The 18,184-nt window shown below is 70.0% G+C and carries 19 protein-coding genes; 11 read left to right on the top strand and 8 right to left on the bottom strand.

Features of this window, described 5'->3' with window-relative positions; genetic code table 11:
* Positions 1-83: 83 nt before the first annotated feature.
* The gene (locus AB0L65_RS15265; protein WP_355193846.1) at positions 84-263 is read right to left on the bottom strand and encodes a hypothetical protein; all 180 of its coding nucleotides are present in this window, start codon (positions 261-263) and stop codon (positions 84-86) included.
* 154 nt (positions 264-417) lie between these two features.
* Between AB0L65_RS15265 and AB0L65_RS15270 the strand changes: the two genes are divergently transcribed.
* Both AB0L65_RS15270 and AB0L65_RS15275 read left to right on the top strand, forming a co-directional pair.
* On the top strand, positions 418-1,668 hold the full coding sequence (locus tag AB0L65_RS15270; protein WP_364245078.1) for a sensor domain-containing protein: 1,251 nt from the start codon (positions 418-420) through the stop codon (positions 1,666-1,668).
* Positions 1,656-2,306 (top strand): response regulator transcription factor, encoded by a 651-nt coding sequence (locus AB0L65_RS15275; protein WP_364245081.1) that lies wholly within the window; start codon positions 1,656-1,658, stop codon positions 2,304-2,306. Before AB0L65_RS15270 ends, AB0L65_RS15275 begins: the two co-directional genes overlap by 13 nt.
* 4 nt (positions 2,307-2,310) lie before the next feature.
* On the opposite strand, the gene AB0L65_RS15280 is transcribed toward AB0L65_RS15275, so the two are convergent.
* From AB0L65_RS15280 to AB0L65_RS15295, 4 genes are read right to left on the bottom strand one after another with little or no spacing between them, the layout of a single operon-like run.
* Positions 2,311-2,559 (bottom strand): hypothetical protein, encoded by a 249-nt coding sequence (locus AB0L65_RS15280; RefSeq protein ID WP_364245084.1) that lies wholly within the window; start codon positions 2,557-2,559, stop codon positions 2,311-2,313.
* Positions 2,560-2,612: 53 nt separating this feature from the next.
* A complete protein-coding gene (locus AB0L65_RS15285; RefSeq protein ID WP_364245087.1) occupies positions 2,613-2,975 on the bottom strand; it encodes a hypothetical protein in 363 nt (120 codons plus the stop codon).
* Positions 2,976-2,981: 6 nt separating this feature from the next.
* On the bottom strand, positions 2,982-3,566 hold the full coding sequence (locus tag AB0L65_RS15290) for a hypothetical protein (RefSeq protein ID WP_364245090.1): 585 nt from the start codon (positions 3,564-3,566) through the stop codon (positions 2,982-2,984).
* A 15-nt stretch (positions 3,567-3,581) separates the two neighbouring features.
* The gene (locus AB0L65_RS15295; RefSeq protein WP_350723475.1) at positions 3,582-4,007 is read right to left on the bottom strand and encodes an Hsp20/alpha crystallin family protein; all 426 of its coding nucleotides are present in this window, start codon (positions 4,005-4,007) and stop codon (positions 3,582-3,584) included.
* Between the two features lie 175 nt (positions 4,008-4,182).
* Between AB0L65_RS15295 and AB0L65_RS15300 the strand changes: the two genes are divergently transcribed.
* Both AB0L65_RS15300 and AB0L65_RS15305 read left to right on the top strand, forming a co-directional pair.
* Positions 4,183-5,199, top strand: a complete 1,017-nt coding sequence (locus AB0L65_RS15300) for a CapA family protein (protein ID WP_364245093.1) — start codon at positions 4,183-4,185, stop codon at positions 5,197-5,199.
* 103 nt (positions 5,200-5,302) lie between these two features.
* Positions 5,303-6,628 carry a hypothetical protein gene (locus AB0L65_RS15305; protein WP_364245096.1) on the top strand — a complete coding sequence of 442 codons (1,326 nt, stop codon included), beginning with the start codon at positions 5,303-5,305 and terminating at the stop codon, positions 6,626-6,628.
* Positions 6,629-6,677: 49 nt separating this feature from the next.
* Here the strand turns inward: AB0L65_RS15305 and AB0L65_RS15310 are convergent, their stop codons facing one another.
* Together AB0L65_RS15310 and AB0L65_RS15315 are read right to left on the bottom strand one after the other, a co-directional pair.
* A complete protein-coding gene (locus AB0L65_RS15310) occupies positions 6,678-8,066 on the bottom strand; it encodes a hypothetical protein (protein WP_364245099.1) in 1,389 nt (462 codons plus the stop codon).
* 90 nt (positions 8,067-8,156) lie between these two features.
* Positions 8,157-9,578 carry a glycoside hydrolase 43 family protein gene (locus AB0L65_RS15315; RefSeq protein WP_364245101.1) on the bottom strand — a complete coding sequence of 474 codons (1,422 nt, stop codon included), beginning with the start codon at positions 9,576-9,578 and terminating at the stop codon, positions 8,157-8,159.
* A gap of 180 nt (positions 9,579-9,758) precedes the next feature.
* Between AB0L65_RS15315 and AB0L65_RS15320 the strand changes: the two genes are divergently transcribed.
* From AB0L65_RS15320 to AB0L65_RS15345, 6 genes are all read left to right on the top strand, one after another.
* A complete protein-coding gene (locus tag AB0L65_RS15320) occupies positions 9,759-10,781 on the top strand; it encodes a LacI family DNA-binding transcriptional regulator (RefSeq protein ID WP_364245104.1) in 1,023 nt (340 codons plus the stop codon).
* A gap of 129 nt (positions 10,782-10,910) precedes the next feature.
* Positions 10,911-11,378: an NUDIX domain-containing protein gene (locus AB0L65_RS15325; RefSeq protein WP_355193822.1), complete on the top strand. Its 468-nt coding sequence runs from the start codon at positions 10,911-10,913 to the stop codon at positions 11,376-11,378.
* A 156-nt stretch (positions 11,379-11,534) separates the two neighbouring features.
* Positions 11,535-11,882: a type II toxin-antitoxin system RelE/ParE family toxin gene (locus AB0L65_RS15330; protein ID WP_364245106.1), complete on the top strand. Its 348-nt coding sequence runs from the start codon at positions 11,535-11,537 to the stop codon at positions 11,880-11,882.
* Positions 11,882-12,181 carry a helix-turn-helix transcriptional regulator gene (locus AB0L65_RS15335; protein WP_103956704.1) on the top strand — a complete coding sequence of 100 codons (300 nt, stop codon included), beginning with the start codon at positions 11,882-11,884 and terminating at the stop codon, positions 12,179-12,181. The genes AB0L65_RS15330 and AB0L65_RS15335 overlap by 1 nt, the downstream gene beginning before the upstream one ends.
* A 1,025-nt stretch (positions 12,182-13,206) precedes the next feature.
* The gene (locus AB0L65_RS15340) at positions 13,207-14,256 is read left to right on the top strand and encodes an MBL fold metallo-hydrolase (RefSeq protein WP_364245109.1); all 1,050 of its coding nucleotides are present in this window, start codon (positions 13,207-13,209) and stop codon (positions 14,254-14,256) included.
* A gap of 565 nt (positions 14,257-14,821) precedes the next feature.
* Positions 14,822-15,601, top strand: coding sequence for an SDR family NAD(P)-dependent oxidoreductase (locus AB0L65_RS15345; RefSeq protein WP_364245111.1), 780 nt, complete (start codon positions 14,822-14,824; stop codon positions 15,599-15,601).
* 343 nt (positions 15,602-15,944) lie between these two features.
* Here AB0L65_RS15345 and AB0L65_RS15350 read toward each other — a convergent pair whose 3' ends face one another.
* Positions 15,945-16,421, bottom strand: coding sequence for a hypothetical protein (locus AB0L65_RS15350; protein WP_364245114.1), 477 nt, complete (start codon positions 16,419-16,421; stop codon positions 15,945-15,947).
* A 434-nt stretch (positions 16,422-16,855) separates the two neighbouring features.
* On the opposite strand from AB0L65_RS15350, the gene AB0L65_RS15355 reads away from it, so the two are divergent.
* The gene (locus AB0L65_RS15355) at positions 16,856-18,031 is read left to right on the top strand and encodes a hypothetical protein (RefSeq protein ID WP_364245117.1); all 1,176 of its coding nucleotides are present in this window, start codon (positions 16,856-16,858) and stop codon (positions 18,029-18,031) included.
* Positions 18,032-18,184 lie beyond the last annotated feature (153 nt).

Here is an 18,184-nt window from a genome sequence, read left to right on the forward strand (position 1 = left end):
CCTCGGCCTCGCGGGGGTCCTCGGGCATCGCCGGTGCGGGCGATTCCGCGCCTCCCTCTCAGGAGCGAGGACGAACCCGTCGCTCAGCCGCGCCGCTGCGCGTAGTGCTGCTGGATCAGCGCGGCCGCGCAGGCCATCGTGGCCAGGCCGAACCCGATGCCGACGAGCATGTTGAGATCGGAGGTGGAGGTGACCATGTTGCCGACCGCGAAGATCGCCAGCAGCAGCCACAGCACGGGTCGGGGGATACGGACGGGGTTCATGGCGTGCTCCTCACAAGATCGGGTGACACCCCGAGACGCTACGGATCGCCGTCGCCACGGGCGATCCCGCCAGTGAGACAGGCCGAGGTACAGCAGGCTGTACTGTTCGTCCGCCATCACCTCTTCGTCCTGGGAGATGCCCTAGGGTCTGAGGATGCCGACTCCCGACGCGGGGCCCTTACGCCGGTGGGACATGGTGGCCCGGACCCGCGCCACCCTCGACGCCCTCGAACACCTCGTCGGCGGCGTCGGCACCGCGATCCTGGCGATCCTGGCCGTGTTCGTCGTGGTCATCACCGCGCTGGCCTGCCTCGTCGGCGTGGGCCTGCTCCTGGTGCCCACCGCGCTGCACGTGCTGCGCGTCGTCGCCGACCGGGAGCGGGGGCGGCTGTCCCGCTGGGGGCCTGACGTCGTCATCAGTCCCGACCCGGTTCCGTCCGAGTTGCGGGCGGCGATCACGAACCCGGCGAGCCGGCGCGAGCTGTACTGGGTGCTGATCCACGGGTTCTTCGGGCTGCTGCTCGGGGCGGTCGGCATGACGCTGCCGCTCAGCGCGGTACGCGACCTCACGTTCCCGCTGTGGTGGCGGCTGATGCCGGACGGGGCGGGCGTGGACCTCTGGGTGGTGCGCGACCTCCCGGGCGCCCTCGCGGTCGGCGCGCTGAGCGTGGGCTGGATCGCGCTGACCCTGGCCCTCGTCCCCGGCATGGCGCGCCTGCAGGCATGGCCGGGGCGGCGGCTGCTGGCCGCCGATCCCAGCACCGACCTGGCGCTGCGGGTCGCCCAGCTCACCGCGACCCGCGCGGAGGCGCTCGACGCGCACGCCGCCGAGCTGCGGCGGATCGAGAGATCGCTGCACGACGGCACGCAGAACCGGCTCGTCGCCGTCAACGTCATGCTCGGCGCGGCCCGCCGCGCACTGGCCCGCGACCCGGCCACCGCCGACGCCATGCTCGAACGCGCGCAGGACGCCGCCGAGCAGGCGCTGGCCGAGCTCCGCGCGGTCTCGCGCAGCATCCTGCCCCCGGTGCTGACGGACCGGAGCCTCGCCGACGCGCTGACCGGCCTGGCCGCCGGCTGCCCCGTCCCCTGCCGGATCGACGTCGACATGCCCGGCAGGTGCGCCGCGTCCGTCGAGGCCACGGCCTACTTCGTGGTGGCCGAAGGGCTCACCAACATCGCCAAGTACAGCCAGGCGCGGCACGCCACCGTCACGATCCGGCGGCACGACGACCGGCTGGACCTCCGGATCACCGACGACGGCCGCGGCGGAGCGGACGAGCGGAGCGGGTCGGGGCTGGCCGGGATCCGCCGCAGAGCCGAGGCCCTCGACGGGACCTTCGCGCTGACCAGCCCAGAAGGCGGACCTACCACCATGAATGTGAGCCTCCCATGCGGATTGTGATCGCCGAGGACGACCCGCTCCTGCGCGAGGGTCTCGCGCTGCTGCTGCGGGCGGAGGGGCTGGACGTCGTGGCCACCGCGCCCGACCCGGACGGCTTCCTGACCGCGATCGACGCCCACCAGCCGGACGTCGCCATCGTGGACGTCCGGATGCCCCCGACCCACACCGACGAAGGAATCGTCGCGGCCGTCGCGGCCCGGCGGCGCCAACCGGAGCTGGCCGTGCTCGTGCTGTCGGCGTACGTGGAGCAGGCGTTCGCCACCGACCTGCTCGCCCACGGCAGCGCCCGGCTGGGCTACATGCTCAAGGAACGGGTGGGGCGGGTCGAGGAGTTCATGGGCGCGCTGCACCGCGTGGCGGAGGGGGGCACGGCCATCGATCCGGAGGTCGTCGCGCAACTGCTGGCCCGCAGCAGGCCCGACAGCCGGCTCGACCGGCTCAGCCCGCGCGAGCGCGACGTGCTGGCCCTGATGGCCGAGGGCCTGGGCAACGCCGCCATCGCCGAGCGGCTGTTCGTCACCGACGGCGCCGTGCACAAGCACATCCGCAGCATCTTCTCCAAGCTCGACCTGGCGCCGACCGACCGGACCGACCGGCGCGTGGCGGCCGTCCTGCACTACCTGGAGAACGGGAAATAGCGGGCTAGGCGCCCAGGTCGCGGGCGATGTTGTCGAGCCTGGTCGCCAGGTCCTCCAGGGCCTCCTCGCTCAGGCCGCCCTCCGGCAGCCGGGCCGCGAGCTCGTCGCGGTGCGCGATGACCAGGCCCTTGTGCGCGTCATCCACCTCATCGGCCGGCAGGACCACGCAGTCACCCCGGACGAACACCAACGTGGCGTCGGGTTCCTCCGACTGCAGCAACCGGCGGACGCATTCAAGATCGATGAGAGACATCTCTGCTCCTCTGCCCCGACTGATCTCAAACTGGGCGCTTACCCAGAGGGCGCTCATCCGAACGTCGGAGGGCCGCCGTCGGCGTGCGAGCGCCGCACGCTGAACGTCACCAGATACACGGCTGCCCCCAGCGCCACGAGGGCAGACGGCACGGCGAGCAGCGGCCGCGCGGCCAGCAGGGCCAGCACGGTCAGGACCACCCCCACCAGCAGCCCGAGCGCGGCCGCCAGCAGGCGCACGCCGAGCCAGCTCGACGGCGGCGGCGCCTGCGGCCACTCGCCATGGCCGCCTCCGTGCACGTCGGGCACGCCGGTGTCGCTCACCACGCCGGAGGAGGTGATGTCCTCGGGAGGCGGCGGCTCGCGCAGCACGGGAGCGAAGAACTCGTCCTCCGGATCGTTGTCGCGCCTGTTCATCCTTGATCACCTCACCGGATCGGCTTCCTCCAGCTCGTGCAGGAACGGGTTGACCACGGCGTTCAGCTCGTCCAGGAGCGCTTCGAGCGAGGCCTGGGCGTCGTCGAGGTTCGGCAGGCCCGCGGCCCGCGCGTGGGTGGGCGTGGGCAGGCGCTCAACCGGGAGCGGCACGCGGAGCTCCAGCGTGCTCAGCGCGGTCGGCCGCTCGTACGGCGGCGGCACGTAGGTGGGCTCCTGGCGCTGCCAGCTCGACCAGCCCCGCGGCAGCGGGAACGGGAGCGGGGCGGCCAGCTCGACCACCGCCAGCAGGCCCGGCACCTCCTCCGGGCGGTGACAGGTCGCATCCAGCACCCGCGGGTGGCGGCGCACGTAGGCGTGCTCCGCCACCGGGCGCGTGGCCACCTCCCACGCGCCCAGTGCGAAGTGCAGCGGGTCCAGAGTGACGCCGCCCGCGGCCGGCTCGCCGTGCACGGCTTCGAAGGCATGCCGCCATCTGCGCAACTCCTCGCCGTAGCGCTCCTGCGCGCTGCCCGGCTCAGCGCCGTCGCGCCCTCGCGCGGCGCCGATCCAGAACGCCTGCGTGCCGGCCATGCGCCTCCCCCGGTGTCAGCCCTTGATCTCGATGCGGCGGGCGCGGCCCTTCTCGGTCTTGGGAACGCGCAGGATCAGGATGCCGTCCGTCAGCTCGCCACCGATGTGCTCGGTGTCGGCGTCGCTCGGCAGGATCGTCCGGTAGACGAACCGTCCGGTGCGCCGGCGCAGCATCTGGCCCTTGTCCTCCTCGTTGATCTCCCCGGACACGCACAGCTCGCTGTCGTTGACCTCGACGTTGATGTCGTCCCGCTTCAGGCCGGGAAGCTCCGCCCGCACGATGTAGGCGTCCGGGGTCTCCTCGGTCTCCGCCACCGGCCGCCAGGCGGCCATGTCGCTCTCCGCGCCCTGCTCGAAGAGCCGCCCCATCTGATCCCACAGCTGCTCGAACTCGGTGAAGGGATCCCAGGACCGCCTCTGCCAGGGAACACCCGCCTGCATCGCTCCGCGATTGCGCCTTATCGGCAAAGCCACTGCTTTCTCACCTCCGTGACGTGAGGGACACCGTCGTCCCCCTCCTCCAAATTCATCCCGTACCCGCAATCTTCCGTCATGAACGGTTCCGTCGCAGGTCAGAGGGCGTGTCGAAGCCATCGGACGGGGAAGCTGGGTGGACATGACCGACGGAACGGGGACCATGCCGGGCCGGGGCGCCGGGGAATCGGTCACGCTGGCGCTCGCGGGCGACACCATGCTCGGCCGCGGCGTGGCCGAGCGGCTGAGCCTGACCGCCGACCCGGCCGACTTCTTCGACAACGGCGTGCGCTCGGTGCTCTCCCGGGCCGATCTGGTCCTGTTCAACCTCGAATGCTGCGTCTCGGCCCGCGGCCGGCGCTGGGACCCGCTGCGCAAGGCGTTCCACTTCCGTGCCCCGCCCCAGGCCGCGGCGATGCTGGCAGAGCTGGGCGTGCACGCGGTCACGCTGGCCAACAACCACGCCCTCGACTACGGCCACGAGGCCCTCCTCGACACCCTCGACCACCTGGCGGCCGCCGGGATCCGCACCGTGGGCGCGGGCGCCGACCTGGCCCGGGCCTGGGAGCCCGCCGAGCTGAAGGTGGGGGATCTCCGACTGGCGGTGCTGGGCGTCACCGACCATCCCCCCGAGTTCGCGGCCACCGAGCGCAGGCCCGGCGTCGCGTACGCCGACCTCGGCTCCGGCGTGCCGGACCGGCTCACGAGCACGATCGGGAGCCTGGACGCCGATCTCGTCCTGGTCTGCGTCCACTGGGGCCCGAACATGACCTCCAAGCCCGTCACGCACGTCCGCCGCGCCGCCCGGGCCCTGGTGAAGGCCGGCGCGTCCCTGGTGGCCGGGCATTCCGCGCACGTCTTCCACGGGGTGGCCGGACCGGTCCTGTACGACCTGGGCGACCTCATCGACGACTACATCGTGGACCCCGAGCTCCGCAACGACCTCGGGCTGATCTTCCTGGTCACCCTGGACGAGCAGGGCCCGGTACGGCTGCGCGCCGTCCCCATCGCGCTGGACTACTGCCGTACCAGGATCGCGAACGACATGGAGACCCGCTGGATCCGGGCCCGGTTCACCGCCGCCTGCGCCGACCTCGGCACCGAGGTCAGGTCGGAGGCCGGCACGCTCACCGTCGATCTCCGGCCACAGGTGGATTGACCGGACGCGCCACCCACTTCGGGTACGCGGTCAATTACTCACAGTGACCATATGGTGGGGGTCAGTGGCCCTTTTGGGTCCGGCACCTAGCGAGAGGATCGACATGGCGCACGAACCGAGAATCGACGTCGAGAGCAGAGCCCAGTCGGTCAGGAACAGCCTGACAGAGGAGCAGTCCGAGCGGATCGTGGACGCGCTCGGCGAGCAGGGGATCTGGTTCTCGACCCCGCATCCCCGCGTGAGCGAGGCGCCCAGGCCCGACCGCGTCTGGGAGCTGGTGGGCGACAAGCCGCACCTGGGGCGCACGGCCACCGGGCGGGCGGCGATCTATCTGGCCGACGGGCACGCCGCGCTGACCCGGCCGCTGATCTTCGCCGACGGCTTCGGTTACGGGCCCAGCGACCTGGACGCGTTGTGGGCCCACTTCAACAGCGAGCGCAGCCCCGGGTTCCTGGACCAGCTCCGGACCATGGGCATCGACGTCATCCTCCTGGGCTTCGACCAGCGTCAGACGTACATCCAGGCCAACGCCGCCGTGGCGGTCACCTGCGTCCAGCGGGCCATCCGGGAGCGGCAGGGCGACCTCCCGCTGGTCGTCGGCGGCGTCAGCATGGGCGGCATGGTCACCAGGTACGCGCTGGCGCGCATGGAGACCGAGGGTGCCGACCACCAGACCGACAAGTACTTCTCCTATGACACCCCGCACCTCGGCGCCTGGATCCCGCTGGTGCTCCAGCAGCTCGCCTACCTGCACGAATCGCTGGAGCCGAGCGCGAACGGCCCCGGGCAGGCCGAGCTGATCCGCAGCCCGGCCGCGCAGCAGCTCCTGTGGGCCTGGGTCGAGAACGAGGACTACTCGGGCCCCGTGACCACCGCGAGCCCGCTGCGCACGGACTTCCTGGACGACCTGCGCCGGGTCGGCTGGTTCCCGATCCGCCCGTACAAGCTGGGCCTGGCCAACGGGGTCGGCGACGGCACGGGGCGCGACCTGCCGCCGGGCACGCCGGTGTTCGACCTGCACTACGATCCGCTGCAGCTCACGGCCAAGATCCAGCCGGACATGGGCCAGCTGCAGAACGTCGGCACGGTCAAGTTCGGGGCCCCGACGTGGACGAGCGCCACCTCGCACGTGGCCGCGTTCGACGGGGCGCCGGGCGGCACGCTCGACTCGTGGGGCAGGGTGGCCGACGCGATCGGGCTGCCCGTCCAGGATCGGTTCCGCCACAGCTGCTTCGTGCCCGCGGTCAGCGCCATCGCCCTGGCCAGGGACCCGTACCAGTGGCAGACCGACCTGTACAGGGACCTCACCGAGCTGCCGAAGGACGAGACATTCCTGGACGCGTTCTGCTGCGACACGGCCAACACCGAGCACGGCGACGTCTCCGAGGTGCTGATCGACTGGTTCCTGGAGCAGCTCGCCGGCTGGTAGCGGCGGCGAAGAGGCGCCGGCTCGCACGCGGGCCGGCGCCTCTTCGTGTCTAGCGGGTGCCGCGGTGCACGACCAGGAGCTGGTCGCGGGTGGCGTTCCGGTCGCGGTAGGCGATCGCGGCCGGGGCCTCGGCGCTGTGATGGCCGGGCAGCCGCTCGTCGGCGCTCCACGAGGAGCCGTCGAAGACGGTCCACCACAGGCGCTGGTCGCTCGCGCCGCGGTGGACGCAGTAGAGGCGGTCCTTGTAGACGGTCAGCGCGGGACCCTCGGCGGCCGAGTGCATGGTCAGCTTCTGGTCGGGCGTCCAGGCGGAGCCGTCCCAGCGCGTCCACCACAGGCTGGAGTCCTTGCCGGTGTGCACGCAGTAGAGGTGGCCCCGCCAGACGGCCAGCGCCGGGTTGGACCGGCAGGCGTGCTGGGGCAGCTGGGTGCAGGGGCTCCACGAGGAGCCGTCCCAGCGCGTCCACCACAGGGTGGAGTCGGTGCCGGCGTGCACGCAGTAGAGCTGCCCGTCGAACGTGGCCAGCGCGGGGGCGGAGGCGCTGGGGTGCTCGGGGAGCTTGGCGTCGGGGCTCCAGGTGGAGCCGTCCCACCGCGTCCACCACAGGTTGTCGTCGCCGTCGCCGCGGTGCACGCAGTAGAGCCGCCCGTCGTACGCCGCCAGCGCCGGGGCCGAGCCGCTGACGTGCCCGGGCAGTCTCCGGTCCGCGCTCCACCCTTCCTGGGCGTCGTAGACCGTCCACCACAGGCTGGGATCGTCGACCTCGCCGCGGTGGACGAGAACCAGCCCGTCCTGGAACTCCGCGAGGGCCGGGGCCGACACGCTGAAGTGCTCGACGAACGTCTGGTCAGGAGCCCATCCCTCGCCGGGCTCGTGGACCGTCCAGTACAGCCGCTCCCCGTCGCGCCGGTCCTCGCGGGCCGGCACCAGCATGGCGGGCGCGACCCACGGCGAGACCAGCTTCACGCCGTACGGCCGGGCGACCGAGGTGATCCAGTCGGCCTTGGCGCGCACCTGCCGCTCGATGTGCGGGGCGAGCCAGGAGCCCAGCACCGTGGCCGCGGTCTCGCCGACGAGCTGCGGGATCTCGGCGACCAGCAACGCGGCGCTCTCGTTGAGGTGGATCTCGAAACCCCACCATCTGGAGACCGGCCAGACCTCCGCGCCCATGGTGCCGAGCTCGCTCTGCAGCCGCCGTACGCGGTCCTGGTCCTGGGGCGACAGCCCGGCGATCTGGCGCCCGCTCTCCCGCTTGGCCGCCGACCACTCGACCTCGACGGCCTCCCGTACGGACGACTCGTCCAGCAGCTCGCTCTCGACGGCCGCGTCCACGGCGGCGGCGGCCACCGGGTCGTCCTGGCTGTGCAGCAGCACCTCCTCGCCGTCCACCTCCGCCGTGTCGAGCCCCGCTCTGTCGGCCCGGGTGTCATCAGTCATTTCCAGCCCCCCTGGAGTGATCCGCACCATTCGATGCGCATATGCACCATCTATGGTAACCAGAAGTAGTTGTCCGATTACTCTTCGGGGCTATCTCTCGACGTCCACGGTGAACGCGTCGAACACCGCCCGGCCCGCGCCGTCCCCCGCCGCGAACAGGCCCAGCACCGCCCCCACCCACCGGCTCTGCGTGGCCTGGAAGGGGACGCCGACCTCGCGCAGCCCGTCGCCGGTGTCGGCCAGGAACGTGACGTGCGTGTTCTCCCCGATCCGCGCGCCGACGGTGACGGACGCGCCGTCCTTGACGGGCAGGGGTTCCATGTCCCCGCACACCAGCGCGGTCCCGTCCGCCGTGCGCTCCAGCCCGACGTAGGCGTAGGTGAACCCGAGCACGACCAGTCCCGCCCGGCCCTCGCCGTCCAGGGTGAGGCCGGTGGTGACCGTGCACGGGTCTCCGGGCAGGCGCTGCCCGAGCACGGACGGGCGCTCCCTGAGGTCCTCCGGCCCCGGCGCGCACGCCAGGCGGAGGGTGCCGTCCCGCAGCTCCCACCAGGAGGGGTCGGGGTTGGCCTGCCAACTCCACTGCAGGCCCAGCTCGGGCCCGGCGAAGTCGTCGGAGGTGGCGGGCTCCGCCTGCGCGCCGCCGGGGACTGGCACGGGGCCGCCGGGCACCGGCTCACCGTCCGCGCCCATGACCGGCCAGCCGTCCTCCTCCCAGGCCATGGGCTGCAGGTGGACGACCCTGCCGTAGGCGCCGCGGTCCTGGAAGTGCATGAACCAGTGCTCGCCCGACGGGGTGTCCACCCAGCCGCCCTGGTGCGGCCCGTTCACGTCGGTGCCGCCCTGCTCCAGCACGATCCGGTCCTCGTACGGGCCGAAGATCGAGCCCGCCCGGAACACCGACTGCCAGCCCTGCTCCACGCCGCCCGCCGGGGCGAAGACCCAGTACGTGCCGTCGCGCTTGTAGAGCTTGGGCCCCTCCAGCGTCCGGTAGCCGGGCAGCAGGTCGGCGTCGATGATCAGCGTGCCCTCGTCCAGCACCTCGCGGGCGTCCGGCGACATGCGGTGCAGGGTGAGCCGGTTGTTCACGCCGGCGCGGCTCTTGGCCCAGCCGTGCACCAGGTACGCCTGGCCGTCGTCGTCCCACAGCGGGCACGGGTCGATGAGCCCGGCGCCCGGCTTCACCACGTGCGGCGCGGTCCACGGACCCCGCGGGTCCTCCGCGCTCACCACGTGGATCCCCACGTCGGGGTCGCCGTAGAAGATCCAGAACCGCCCGTCGTGGTGGCGCAGCGAGGGCGCCCACACGCCGCAACCCGGCCGCACGTCGTCATAACCGCTCGTCACGGCGTGCCCGATGATCGTCCAGTTGACCAGGTCGCGCGAGTGCAGGATCGGCAGGCCCGGGACCTTGGTGAACGTGGAGGCGGTCAGGTAGAAGTCCGCGCCGACGCGGATCACGTCGGGGTCGGACCAGTCGGCGTTCAGCACGGGGTTGCGGTAGGTCGTCATCCCTCACTCCTTGGCGGCACCTGCTGCAATCGGTTGCAGGAAACGTCGCACCCGCACGTACCTGGCGTCAAATGGCCCGAGTGCCCGCCCACGGCCGGGAGCAGGCCGTCATGCCTGAAATTCGAAATTTTCGGGGCGCTGGCCTGGCGATTCCCAGGCGCGGCGGGGAGAGTGGGGGTCATGACGGTCGAGGACCAGCCCCAGCAGTTGCCCAAACTGGCCGTGATCGCCCGCGAGGCCGGCGTGTCCGTTGCAACCGTTTCCAAAGCTCTCAACGGCCGCTCCGACGTCTCCGCCCACACCCGCCGGCTGGTCGCCGAGGTGCTGGAGCGGCGCGGCTACCCCAGGCAGCGGGTCAGGCCCGCCCGGGGGAGCATGGTGGACGTCATGCTGCAGGCCCTCGACTCGCCGTACGCGCTGGCGATCCTGGGCGGGGTGGAGGACGCGGCCTGGCGGGCGGGCGTGGACCTGGTGGTCTCGGCCGTGTGCGACCGCACCAAGCACGGCCAGCCCCCGCCCGCGTGGCTGGACCGGATCGGCGCCCGCGACAGCGCCGGCGTCCTGCTCGTGCGCACGTCGCCGACCGCCGCGCAGCGGGCCTGGCTGGCCGACCGCGGGATCCCCGCGGTGATCGTCGACCCGCGCCGCAAGCCGCCGTCCGGCCTGCCCGCCGTCGCCTCGGCCAACCTGGACGGCGCGCGGGCGGCCACCGAGCACCTGATCGCCCTCGGTCACTCGCGGATCGCCGTCGTCACGGGCCGCCCCGGGGTTCCGTGCGCGGCCGAACGCCTGGCCGGCCACCGCCAGGCCATGGCCGCCGCCGGGCTCCGGGCCGATCCCCGGTGGGAGGTGTGCGGCTACTTCCAGCAGGGCGACGCTTTACGAGCCACCCGCCGCCTGCTCGCCTCCCTCCCCCATCCGCCGACCGCCGTCTTCGCCTGCTCGGACTCCATGGCCGTCGGGGTGTACCAGGCTCTGGGCGAGCACGGGCTGCGCGTGCCCGACGACGTGAGCGTGATCGGCTTCGACGACTCCCTGGCCGCCGCCCACGTCACGCCGGCCCTCACCACGGTCCGCCAGCCCTGGCCCGAGCTGGGCGCGGCGGCGCTGACGGCACTGCTCACCGACGGCGCTCCGGCCCGGATCGAGCTGCAGACCGAGCTCGTCACCCGATCGAGCACCGCTCCACCCCGGCCGTCCTGACCACCAACCCGACCTTCCACTTCCGCCGTCTCGATGGCGGGACGATGGCCGAGCACTACATGTCGTCGTTCGAGCGCGTCTGGGCCGGAGCCGTTCCGTGGTCCGGCGTGGAGATCTGAGAGGCATCTCATGGGACGAGTTGAGTACTGGAACGACCCGAGCGCACCCAAGGCGAACAGTCTCGTACCGGCCTGTGGGACGGTCACCGTGGACGACGCGGGGCGCATCCTCATGCAGTGCCGTCGCGACACGGGCCAGTGGGCGTTGCCGATGGGCAAGATGGAGATCGGTGAGACGCCCTCGCAGTGCGCCGTGCGGGAAACCGAGGAGGAGACCGGTGTCTTGGTCGAGCCGGTGGGCATCCTTGGGATCTACTCCGACCCCGGTCACATCGTCGCCTACACGGACGGCGAGATCCGCCAGGAGTACGAGGTCATGCTGATCGCCCGCCCGGTCGGCGGTCAGCCGGAGGTCAACGACGAGGCGAGCGATGTGCGGTGGGTTGAGCCGGGTGAACTGCACTTGCTGGACATTCACCCCACGCAGTGGCGGCAGCTCAACGACTATCTTGAGCAGAGGCATCCCCACGTCGATTGAACCCAGGCCATCCGTAGCCGCCATGTGCCGTAGAACGCTCTAGCCTCTGCCTCTTCTGTTCGCAGGAGTAGCCGTGGATAGTTGCGAAATCACTTTGAGTGGTCAGATTCTGCGATCGCGCGAGCGGGGAGTCCTGCTGGTCATAGCATCGTTGCTATGGTCTGGGGTAGCGTAGAGCTGGAACCGGAAGTTCGGGAGTGGCTGGAGAAGCTCCCGGCAGAGTCGTTCGCGCGAGCGGCTTTCTACATCGATCTGCTGGCGGCGGAAGGCCCGTTGCTGGGAGAACCATACACACGACAGCTCGATGGCAAGCTGCGCGAGCTGCGGTTCTACCTTGATGATCTGACAATGCGGATCAGCTACTGGATCGCTTCGGATCGGCGGATCATCCTTCTGACCGTTTTCCACAAAACGCGAATGAGGGAAGATCGAGAAGTGGACCGGGCGCGGCGGGCGTTGTCCCGTTGCAAGGGCGAGGCGCACTCGGTGGACGAGGAGTGGTGATGACCGAGCGGACCGACTGGGCTGATCTCCGTGACCGACGGCTGTCCGAGCCCGGGGCGGCCGAGGCATACGATGCGGCTCGTCTCGCCTTCGAACTCGGTCGGGCAGTACGACAGATGCGGGAATCTCGCGGGTGGAGCCAGAGTGAGCTGGCTCGTGCGGCTGACATGACGCAGTCAGCAGTGGCCCGTTTCGAAGGAGGAGGCACCGTGCCGACACTGCCGGTCCTCGAGCGACTGGCCAGGGCTCTGGACGCCGAGCTGGAGGTGCGAATCAGTCCACGTGCTCCCGCAGCCTGAGCCTGATTTATCACGCGAGATGAAGTGCGACCACCAGCAGCATCAGACGGGTCCACCACCCGGCAGGCCCGATCGCCATCTCGTGAATTCTTACGCCGCTCGGGTCAAAGCTGAGGCCGTAATGATGGGTGTCGCGCCCTATGCGTGACGCTGGTTCATGAGCGCGACCGAGAGGTCCCACGCGTCGGCTCTGCGCCGATGCAGGCGCGGCGCGCCGCCAGAATGGCGGACCGCAGGGGCGCAGCGAGGGCACCCACACGCCGCGACCCGGCCGCATGTCGTCATAGCCGCTCGTCACGGCGTGCCCGGTGATCGGCGCTACTCTGTACAGAAAGATGTACAGCGGAAGCGTACGCCGAGGCGACGGCGAGGGTTCGCGAGGCGGGTTTCGACCGTCCGGAGATCGTCCAGCTCGGCCAGGTGATCGAGCGTCTTGGCACGCTGGCCGATCACATTCGGGTGGAGAAGGCGCCATCTAGAGAACCGGTGCCAGATTGGCTCGCGGACCGGTTGATCTACACGGTCGGGATGGCCCGCGAGGCCGTTGCCGCTCTGGATCTCCAAGAGGCTGTCGACTTGTGGGCTGAGCACCGGTCCAAGCACCATTAGGTCGCATATCGGCAGCGGTTTCCGAGAGGGCGGTTCGTTGGCTGACGTCCGCCATGTCGCATTGTGATCGAGCAGAATGGCGGACCTGATGGTTCGTCTCACCTCTTCAGACCCGCACCGCCTGGGACGGTACCGGCTCGCGCGGCGGCTCATCGCACCGGACCACGTAGGAGGCCGTCACCGCAGGTCAGAAGCTACTTCGTTGGATTATCCGCCACTGCTACCAGGACCCCTACCAGTTACCCAGCACACGGCGTTTCCCTTTCAGTCACGTGACTGATACCGGTCGGTGCTTGCAATGCGCAGGATGGTGGGTAGCTGGCCGTGACGATCCAGAAGCGGCCTATCACGGTCCTGGCCTTACCTGATCGCAGGCGCTGCAGGACGTGATGAGTGATTCCATCGGAGTGCAAAAAATGGACAGCGTAAATCCTTCACGTTCCCTGAGCCGGCGCGGCTTTGTCGGAGTCACAGCGGGCATCGGCGCCGCCGGGCTGCTGGGCAGCGTGTTCGCCCAGCCGGCCTCCGCCGCGGCCTTCACCAAGGCCGAGAGCCGGACACGCGTCGAGACGATCCAGCTGGGCAAGGTCACCGTCACCCGCGTCCTGGAGTTCAGCGGCCCCGTCGGCCTGACGTCACGCCAGTTCTTCCCCGAGAGTCCGAAGGAGCTGTGGGAGGAAAACAAGGACTGGCTGAGCCCGGACTTCTGGAAGCCGAGCACCGACATGGTCAACTCCGCTCTGCAGACCTGGGTCCTGCGCAGCGAGGGCAGGACGATCCTGATCGACACCGGCGCCGGGAACGACAAGTTCCGTCCGTACGCCAAGCAGTGGCAGTACATGGACACGGACTTCCTGCGCCGTCTGTCCCGCGCGGGAGTCAGGCCGCAGGACGTCGACGTCGTCGTCAACACCCACCTGCACAACGACCACGTCGGCTGGAACACCCGGCGCGAGGACCGTGACTGGGTGCCCACCTTTCCCAACGCCACCTACCTGATCCCGAAGATCGAATTCGACTTCTGGAACCCTGAGAGCCCTGTGCGGCCGAAGTACTGGCAGGGCAACCAGAACGTCTGGGAGGACAGTGTGCTCCCAGTGCACGAGGCGGGTCTGGTGCAACTGTGGGAGGGCTCGTACACCCTCGACTCCAGCCTGAAGCTGAACCTCGCCGCCGGGCACACTCCCGGCTCGTCCGTGATCCGGCTGGAGTCGGGAAGCGACAGAGCCGTGTTCATCGGCGACCTGCTCCACACCCCGCTGCAGCTCGAACACCCCGAGTTCAACAGCTGCTTCGAGGAGGACGAGAAGCAGGCGCTCACGACCCGGCGCCGCGAACTGGAGTGGGCCGCCGACCACAAGGCCCTCATCCTGCCCGCGCACCTTCCCGGCCACGGCGCTGCCGAGGTGGAGCGCAGCGGCAGCAACTTCAAGATCAAGAACTGGGCGGGATTCAGCCGCAGCTGACGCGGCCTGAAGGACAGCCCGGACGCGCAAGCGCCCGCCCCGCTGCCACTCGGCGATGAGCGGATGAGGCCCGCGACCGCTGGGCCCGAGCGGGGTGCCGACACCGGACATGGACCCGGCGCCCAGACGGTAGCAGGGCGACGGGCGGACCTCAGAGAGATTTGGAGCGGAATCCGGCGAGTGACGCTGAGCTACCAGCGGTGTGCCCTGGCTAAGACACTTAGCGAGCAACCCGACCTGGGCAAACGCACCGCAGGGCGTTATCACGGCCGCGACCGCCGGACTCATCCCCGATCGTCCCGACCGAAACCCGTACCCGATCTGCTCCCCGGTCACCTGCTGTGACCTGGGAGGACGCTCCTACTTTGGGGCTCATCGTGTGGACCTGAGTGGAGGGCCTTGCTGGCCTGCCTGGTACCGGCGTTCCCAGGAAGACCAGACGTCTGGCTGGTCGCACGGCCATGTCGCAGGCTTGAGGCATGAGCACGAACAACGGTCACTTCTCGCAGAGTGGGCGGCGAAGCCGAACCCCGGCCGCCACGGCCGGCAATGGAAAGGAACAACAGTGAGCAAGCTCGCACTCGTCACCGGAGCCACCTCCGGCATCGGAAAGGCCTTCGCCGAGCGTCTGGCCGCCAACGGTTATGACCTGGTGATCGTGGGCCGGCGCAAGGACCGCCTGGAAGAGTTCGCCGCCGCGCACCCCGAGGTCAAGGTCCAGGCCGTGGTCGCCGACCTGTCCACCGCCGCAGGCATCGCCACGGTCGCCGAGATCTGCGCGACTGAGCCGCTGACCATGCTGGTCAACAACGCCGGTGTCGCCCACTACATGCCGCTCGCCGAGCTCCCCGCAGACAAGGCCGCAGAACTCATCAGCGTCAAGGTCCTCGCCCCCACCATGCTCACCCGCGCCGTGGTCGCGGGCATGCAGGAACGCGGCGAAGGCACCATCATCAACGTGGCCGGCATGATCGCCTTCAGCGGCCCCGCCCCTCACTCGCAGATGCCCCGCCGCGCCGTCTACGGCGGGAGCCTGGCCTACCTTGTCGCCATCTCCCAGACCCTCAGCGCCGAGCTCGAGGGCACCGGCGTCAACGTGCAGGTCGTGTGCCCCGGCGTGGTGGCCACCGAGTTCCACGAACGCCAGGGCCTCGACATGAGCAGGGTGCCCCGCATGACGGCCGACGACGTCGTCACCGCCAGCCTGCGCGGCCTGGAGCTGGGCGAGACCGTCTGCGCCCCGGGCGTGGAGGACGCCGGCCTCCTCGACGCGGTTTTCCAGGCCGACCTCGCCGCCTTCGGAGCACAGAGCCCCGAGCTGGCCACGCGCTACCGCGCCGCCTGAACCGACGGCCGCATCCTTGACATAGCCCGCTCGGGCCCACGAAGACCTCATTGACCAGCCTCAATGCGCTCGCGTGTGCTGAAAGCCGATATCCCCCATACTCCCTGGCCCACGAATTCTCCGAAGGCGGCCGGTCCGGGGTGGGCAGCAGACGGCCCACCATCCAACCGGTCAACGGGCGGGGACCGATGGCGCCGGAGGCGCGGGGGTGCGCCGGAGGCGCCTGAATAGGGGCGTCTGAGCCCCTGCGCGAAGCGCCCCCGGCGAAGCCCTTTGTCCGGGGCGGGTGTCAGCGGGCCCACCACCCAGGCGGGCAACGGGTGGGTGGCCCCCGGCCCACCTACTACTTGCCGTCGTGGCCGCGGTGGCGTTCGTCGCGCTGCGGGCGGGGGGCCACCACGTCGAAGGAGGCCGTGGCGGTCTTGTTGCCGACCTTGACGGTCACGGTCTTGCTGCCGGGCTTGGCCTTCGACGGCACGGTCAGGGTCTTGGTGGCCTCGCCGTCGGAGAGCGTCACGCGGTAGCTCTTGCCCTCCGGGCTGGTCACGACGGCCGTGCCGGAGCGCAGGCCCTTGGCGGCGATCGTCACGTCGTACGAGTCGCCGGCGCGCACCCGGTCAGGGTCGACGGAGACCTTCAACGCGAACCTGCGAGCGTCGTCGCGGCCCTTGACCAGCTGATCCTGGGGCACGGTGGGCGTGACGGGGTTCGAGTGCGTCGGCTGCGGGGCCTTGGCGGTGGCCGCCGGCTGCGGCCTGGCGTCGGCGAACGCGGCGCCCGACAGGGGCAGCGTCAGCAGAGCGGCGCTGGCGAGGGTCACGGCGAAAGGCTTGGAGAAGCGCACTGGATACGAATCCAATCCGGGACGGACCTGGCCGAACATCTGAATTCAGCCCCGAAGGTCTTCCCTCGCCAATCACCCTGCCGAGCCAACCTGAGAAACGCCTGTGCTCATCTTATGTATTGGATAAGCGCAGGTAGCAGCCTCGACCTGGGGTCAGTGATCTGCAACACATAATTTCTCTTATGCGATTCTCAGATTCTTCCCGGGTTCGTCCTCAGGTTCGGCGGCCGCCTTGGGAAATCGGCGCGGCGACGCGATCTTCGTGAGATCACGGCACGATCACGGCGAGCTGTGCGCCAGCTAAATCCGGACATATGGGGACATAAGGGCTGAGCTGAGAGGGATACCTTCCTGCCTCACAGACGCACCGAACGCTCATGGCGTTCCCGCGACGAGCAAGGAGTACCCCCTTGAAGATCAAGCACACCCTCGCCCCCGTCGGCGGCGGGCTGGCCGCCACGGCGCTGCTCGGCGCCTCGCTGGCGGGCGGCGCGCAGGCGGCCCCGCACGTGAAGCCGACCGAGAGCGTCAGCATCACCACCGCCAAGGGCATCGCCGCCTACTGGCTGGAGAACAACGGCGCCGCGCTGAAGGCCGCCACCTACGTCGAGGAGGACACCACCGACGTCGACAAGCTCACCTCCACGGGAACCCCGTCCACCGACACCAAGGCGGGCTCGGTCGCCCCGACCGGCACCACCACGACCACCACCAAGTCGAAGAACGTCAACCTGCCGAAGACCGTCGGCAAGGTCTTCTTCGTCGACTCGGCGGGCAAGAAGCGCTGGTGCTCGGCCTCCTCCGTCCAGGGCAAGTACGCCAACGTGGTCGCCACGGCCGGCCACTGCGTGTACGACACCGCCAACGACGAGCAGCTCATGGACAACTGGGTCTTCGTGCCCGGCTACTACCAGGGCAAGGCCCCGTGGGGCGTCTACGTCGGCAAGCAGGCGTTCGTGCACTACGACTACAGCGTGTACGAGGACTACGACCGCGACTACGCGTTCGTCTCGGTCTACAACGGCGTGACCGTCAAGGACTCGACCGTCACCAGGTCCGAGTACGAGGCCGACCGGGCCAAGCCGGGCACCGACACCACGAAGGCCGACCACGGCTACTACGACCGGTCGTCGAACACGTACCACGTGATCGACGCCACGGACGCGGGCCGGCTGGGCGACAACGTCGGCGGCCAGGGCATCTCCTGGAACCAGCCGCTGAAGAAGGCGCACTACGTGTTCGGCTACCCGCAGGCCGCGCAGCCCGACGGCAACAAGCCGTTCACCGGCGTCACGCCCAAGTGGTGCTACGGCACGACCACGGCCAAGACCGTGGGCTCGGCCGCCAAGAAGATCGAGGAGCACGTCGGGCTGAAGTGCTCCATGACCGCCGGCGCCGACGGCGGGCCGTGGCTGCTGAAGTACAGCAGCGCCAAGCGGCTCGGCTACCTCAACGGCGTGACCAGCGCGTTCTACGACCAGGACGAGAACGACCGGGTCGACTACATCAGCTCGCCGTACTTCGACGCCGAGACCTACGGCGTCTACGCCTCCGCGGCCAACGTCTGGTCCGGGAAGCTCTTCTGACCGAATAGGGGGTGACGGCTTCGCGTGGCTCTGATCGCGTCTTGAAGGGATAGGAAGGGCCCGGCACGCCGCCGGGCCCTTCCGCGCATCGCCCGGGAGCAGCTCACAGGCGATTCACAAGCAGGCATCATCAAACCTTCATAGAGGGAGGTC

This window comes from Nonomuraea sp. NPDC052116 (assembly GCF_040680035.1).
GTDB lineage: Bacteria > Actinomycetota > Actinomycetes > Streptosporangiales > Streptosporangiaceae > Nonomuraea > Nonomuraea angiospora_A.

Coding starts and splice junctions, on each gene's coding strand:
- AB0L65_RS15265 (WP_355193846.1), bottom strand. CDS start 263: ATGAACCCCGTCCGTATCCCCCGACCCGTGCTGTGGCTGCTGCTGGCG.
- AB0L65_RS15270 (WP_364245078.1), top strand. CDS start 418: ATGCCGACTCCCGACGCGGGGCCCTTACGCCGGTGGGACATGGTGGCC.
- AB0L65_RS15275 (WP_364245081.1), top strand. CDS start 1,656: ATGCGGATTGTGATCGCCGAGGACGACCCGCTCCTGCGCGAGGGTCTC.
- AB0L65_RS15280 (WP_364245084.1), bottom strand. CDS start 2,559: ATGTCTCTCATCGATCTTGAATGCGTCCGCCGGTTGCTGCAGTCGGAG.
- AB0L65_RS15285 (WP_364245087.1), bottom strand. CDS start 2,975: ATGAACAGGCGCGACAACGATCCGGAGGACGAGTTCTTCGCTCCCGTG.
- AB0L65_RS15290 (WP_364245090.1), bottom strand. CDS start 3,566: ATGGCCGGCACGCAGGCGTTCTGGATCGGCGCCGCGCGAGGGCGCGAC.
- AB0L65_RS15295 (WP_350723475.1), bottom strand. CDS start 4,007: ATGCAGGCGGGTGTTCCCTGGCAGAGGCGGTCCTGGGATCCCTTCACC.
- AB0L65_RS15300 (WP_364245093.1), top strand. CDS start 4,183: ATGACCGACGGAACGGGGACCATGCCGGGCCGGGGCGCCGGGGAATCG.
- AB0L65_RS15305 (WP_364245096.1), top strand. CDS start 5,303: ATGGCGCACGAACCGAGAATCGACGTCGAGAGCAGAGCCCAGTCGGTC.
- AB0L65_RS15310 (WP_364245099.1), bottom strand. CDS start 8,066: ATGACTGATGACACCCGGGCCGACAGAGCGGGGCTCGACACGGCGGAG.
- AB0L65_RS15315 (WP_364245101.1), bottom strand. CDS start 9,578: ATGACGACCTACCGCAACCCCGTGCTGAACGCCGACTGGTCCGACCCC.
- AB0L65_RS15320 (WP_364245104.1), top strand. CDS start 9,759: ATGACGGTCGAGGACCAGCCCCAGCAGTTGCCCAAACTGGCCGTGATC.
- AB0L65_RS15325 (WP_355193822.1), top strand. CDS start 10,911: ATGGGACGAGTTGAGTACTGGAACGACCCGAGCGCACCCAAGGCGAAC.
- AB0L65_RS15330 (WP_364245106.1), top strand. CDS start 11,535: ATGGTCTGGGGTAGCGTAGAGCTGGAACCGGAAGTTCGGGAGTGGCTG.
- AB0L65_RS15335 (WP_103956704.1), top strand. CDS start 11,882: ATGACCGAGCGGACCGACTGGGCTGATCTCCGTGACCGACGGCTGTCC.
- AB0L65_RS15340 (WP_364245109.1), top strand. CDS start 13,207: ATGGACAGCGTAAATCCTTCACGTTCCCTGAGCCGGCGCGGCTTTGTC.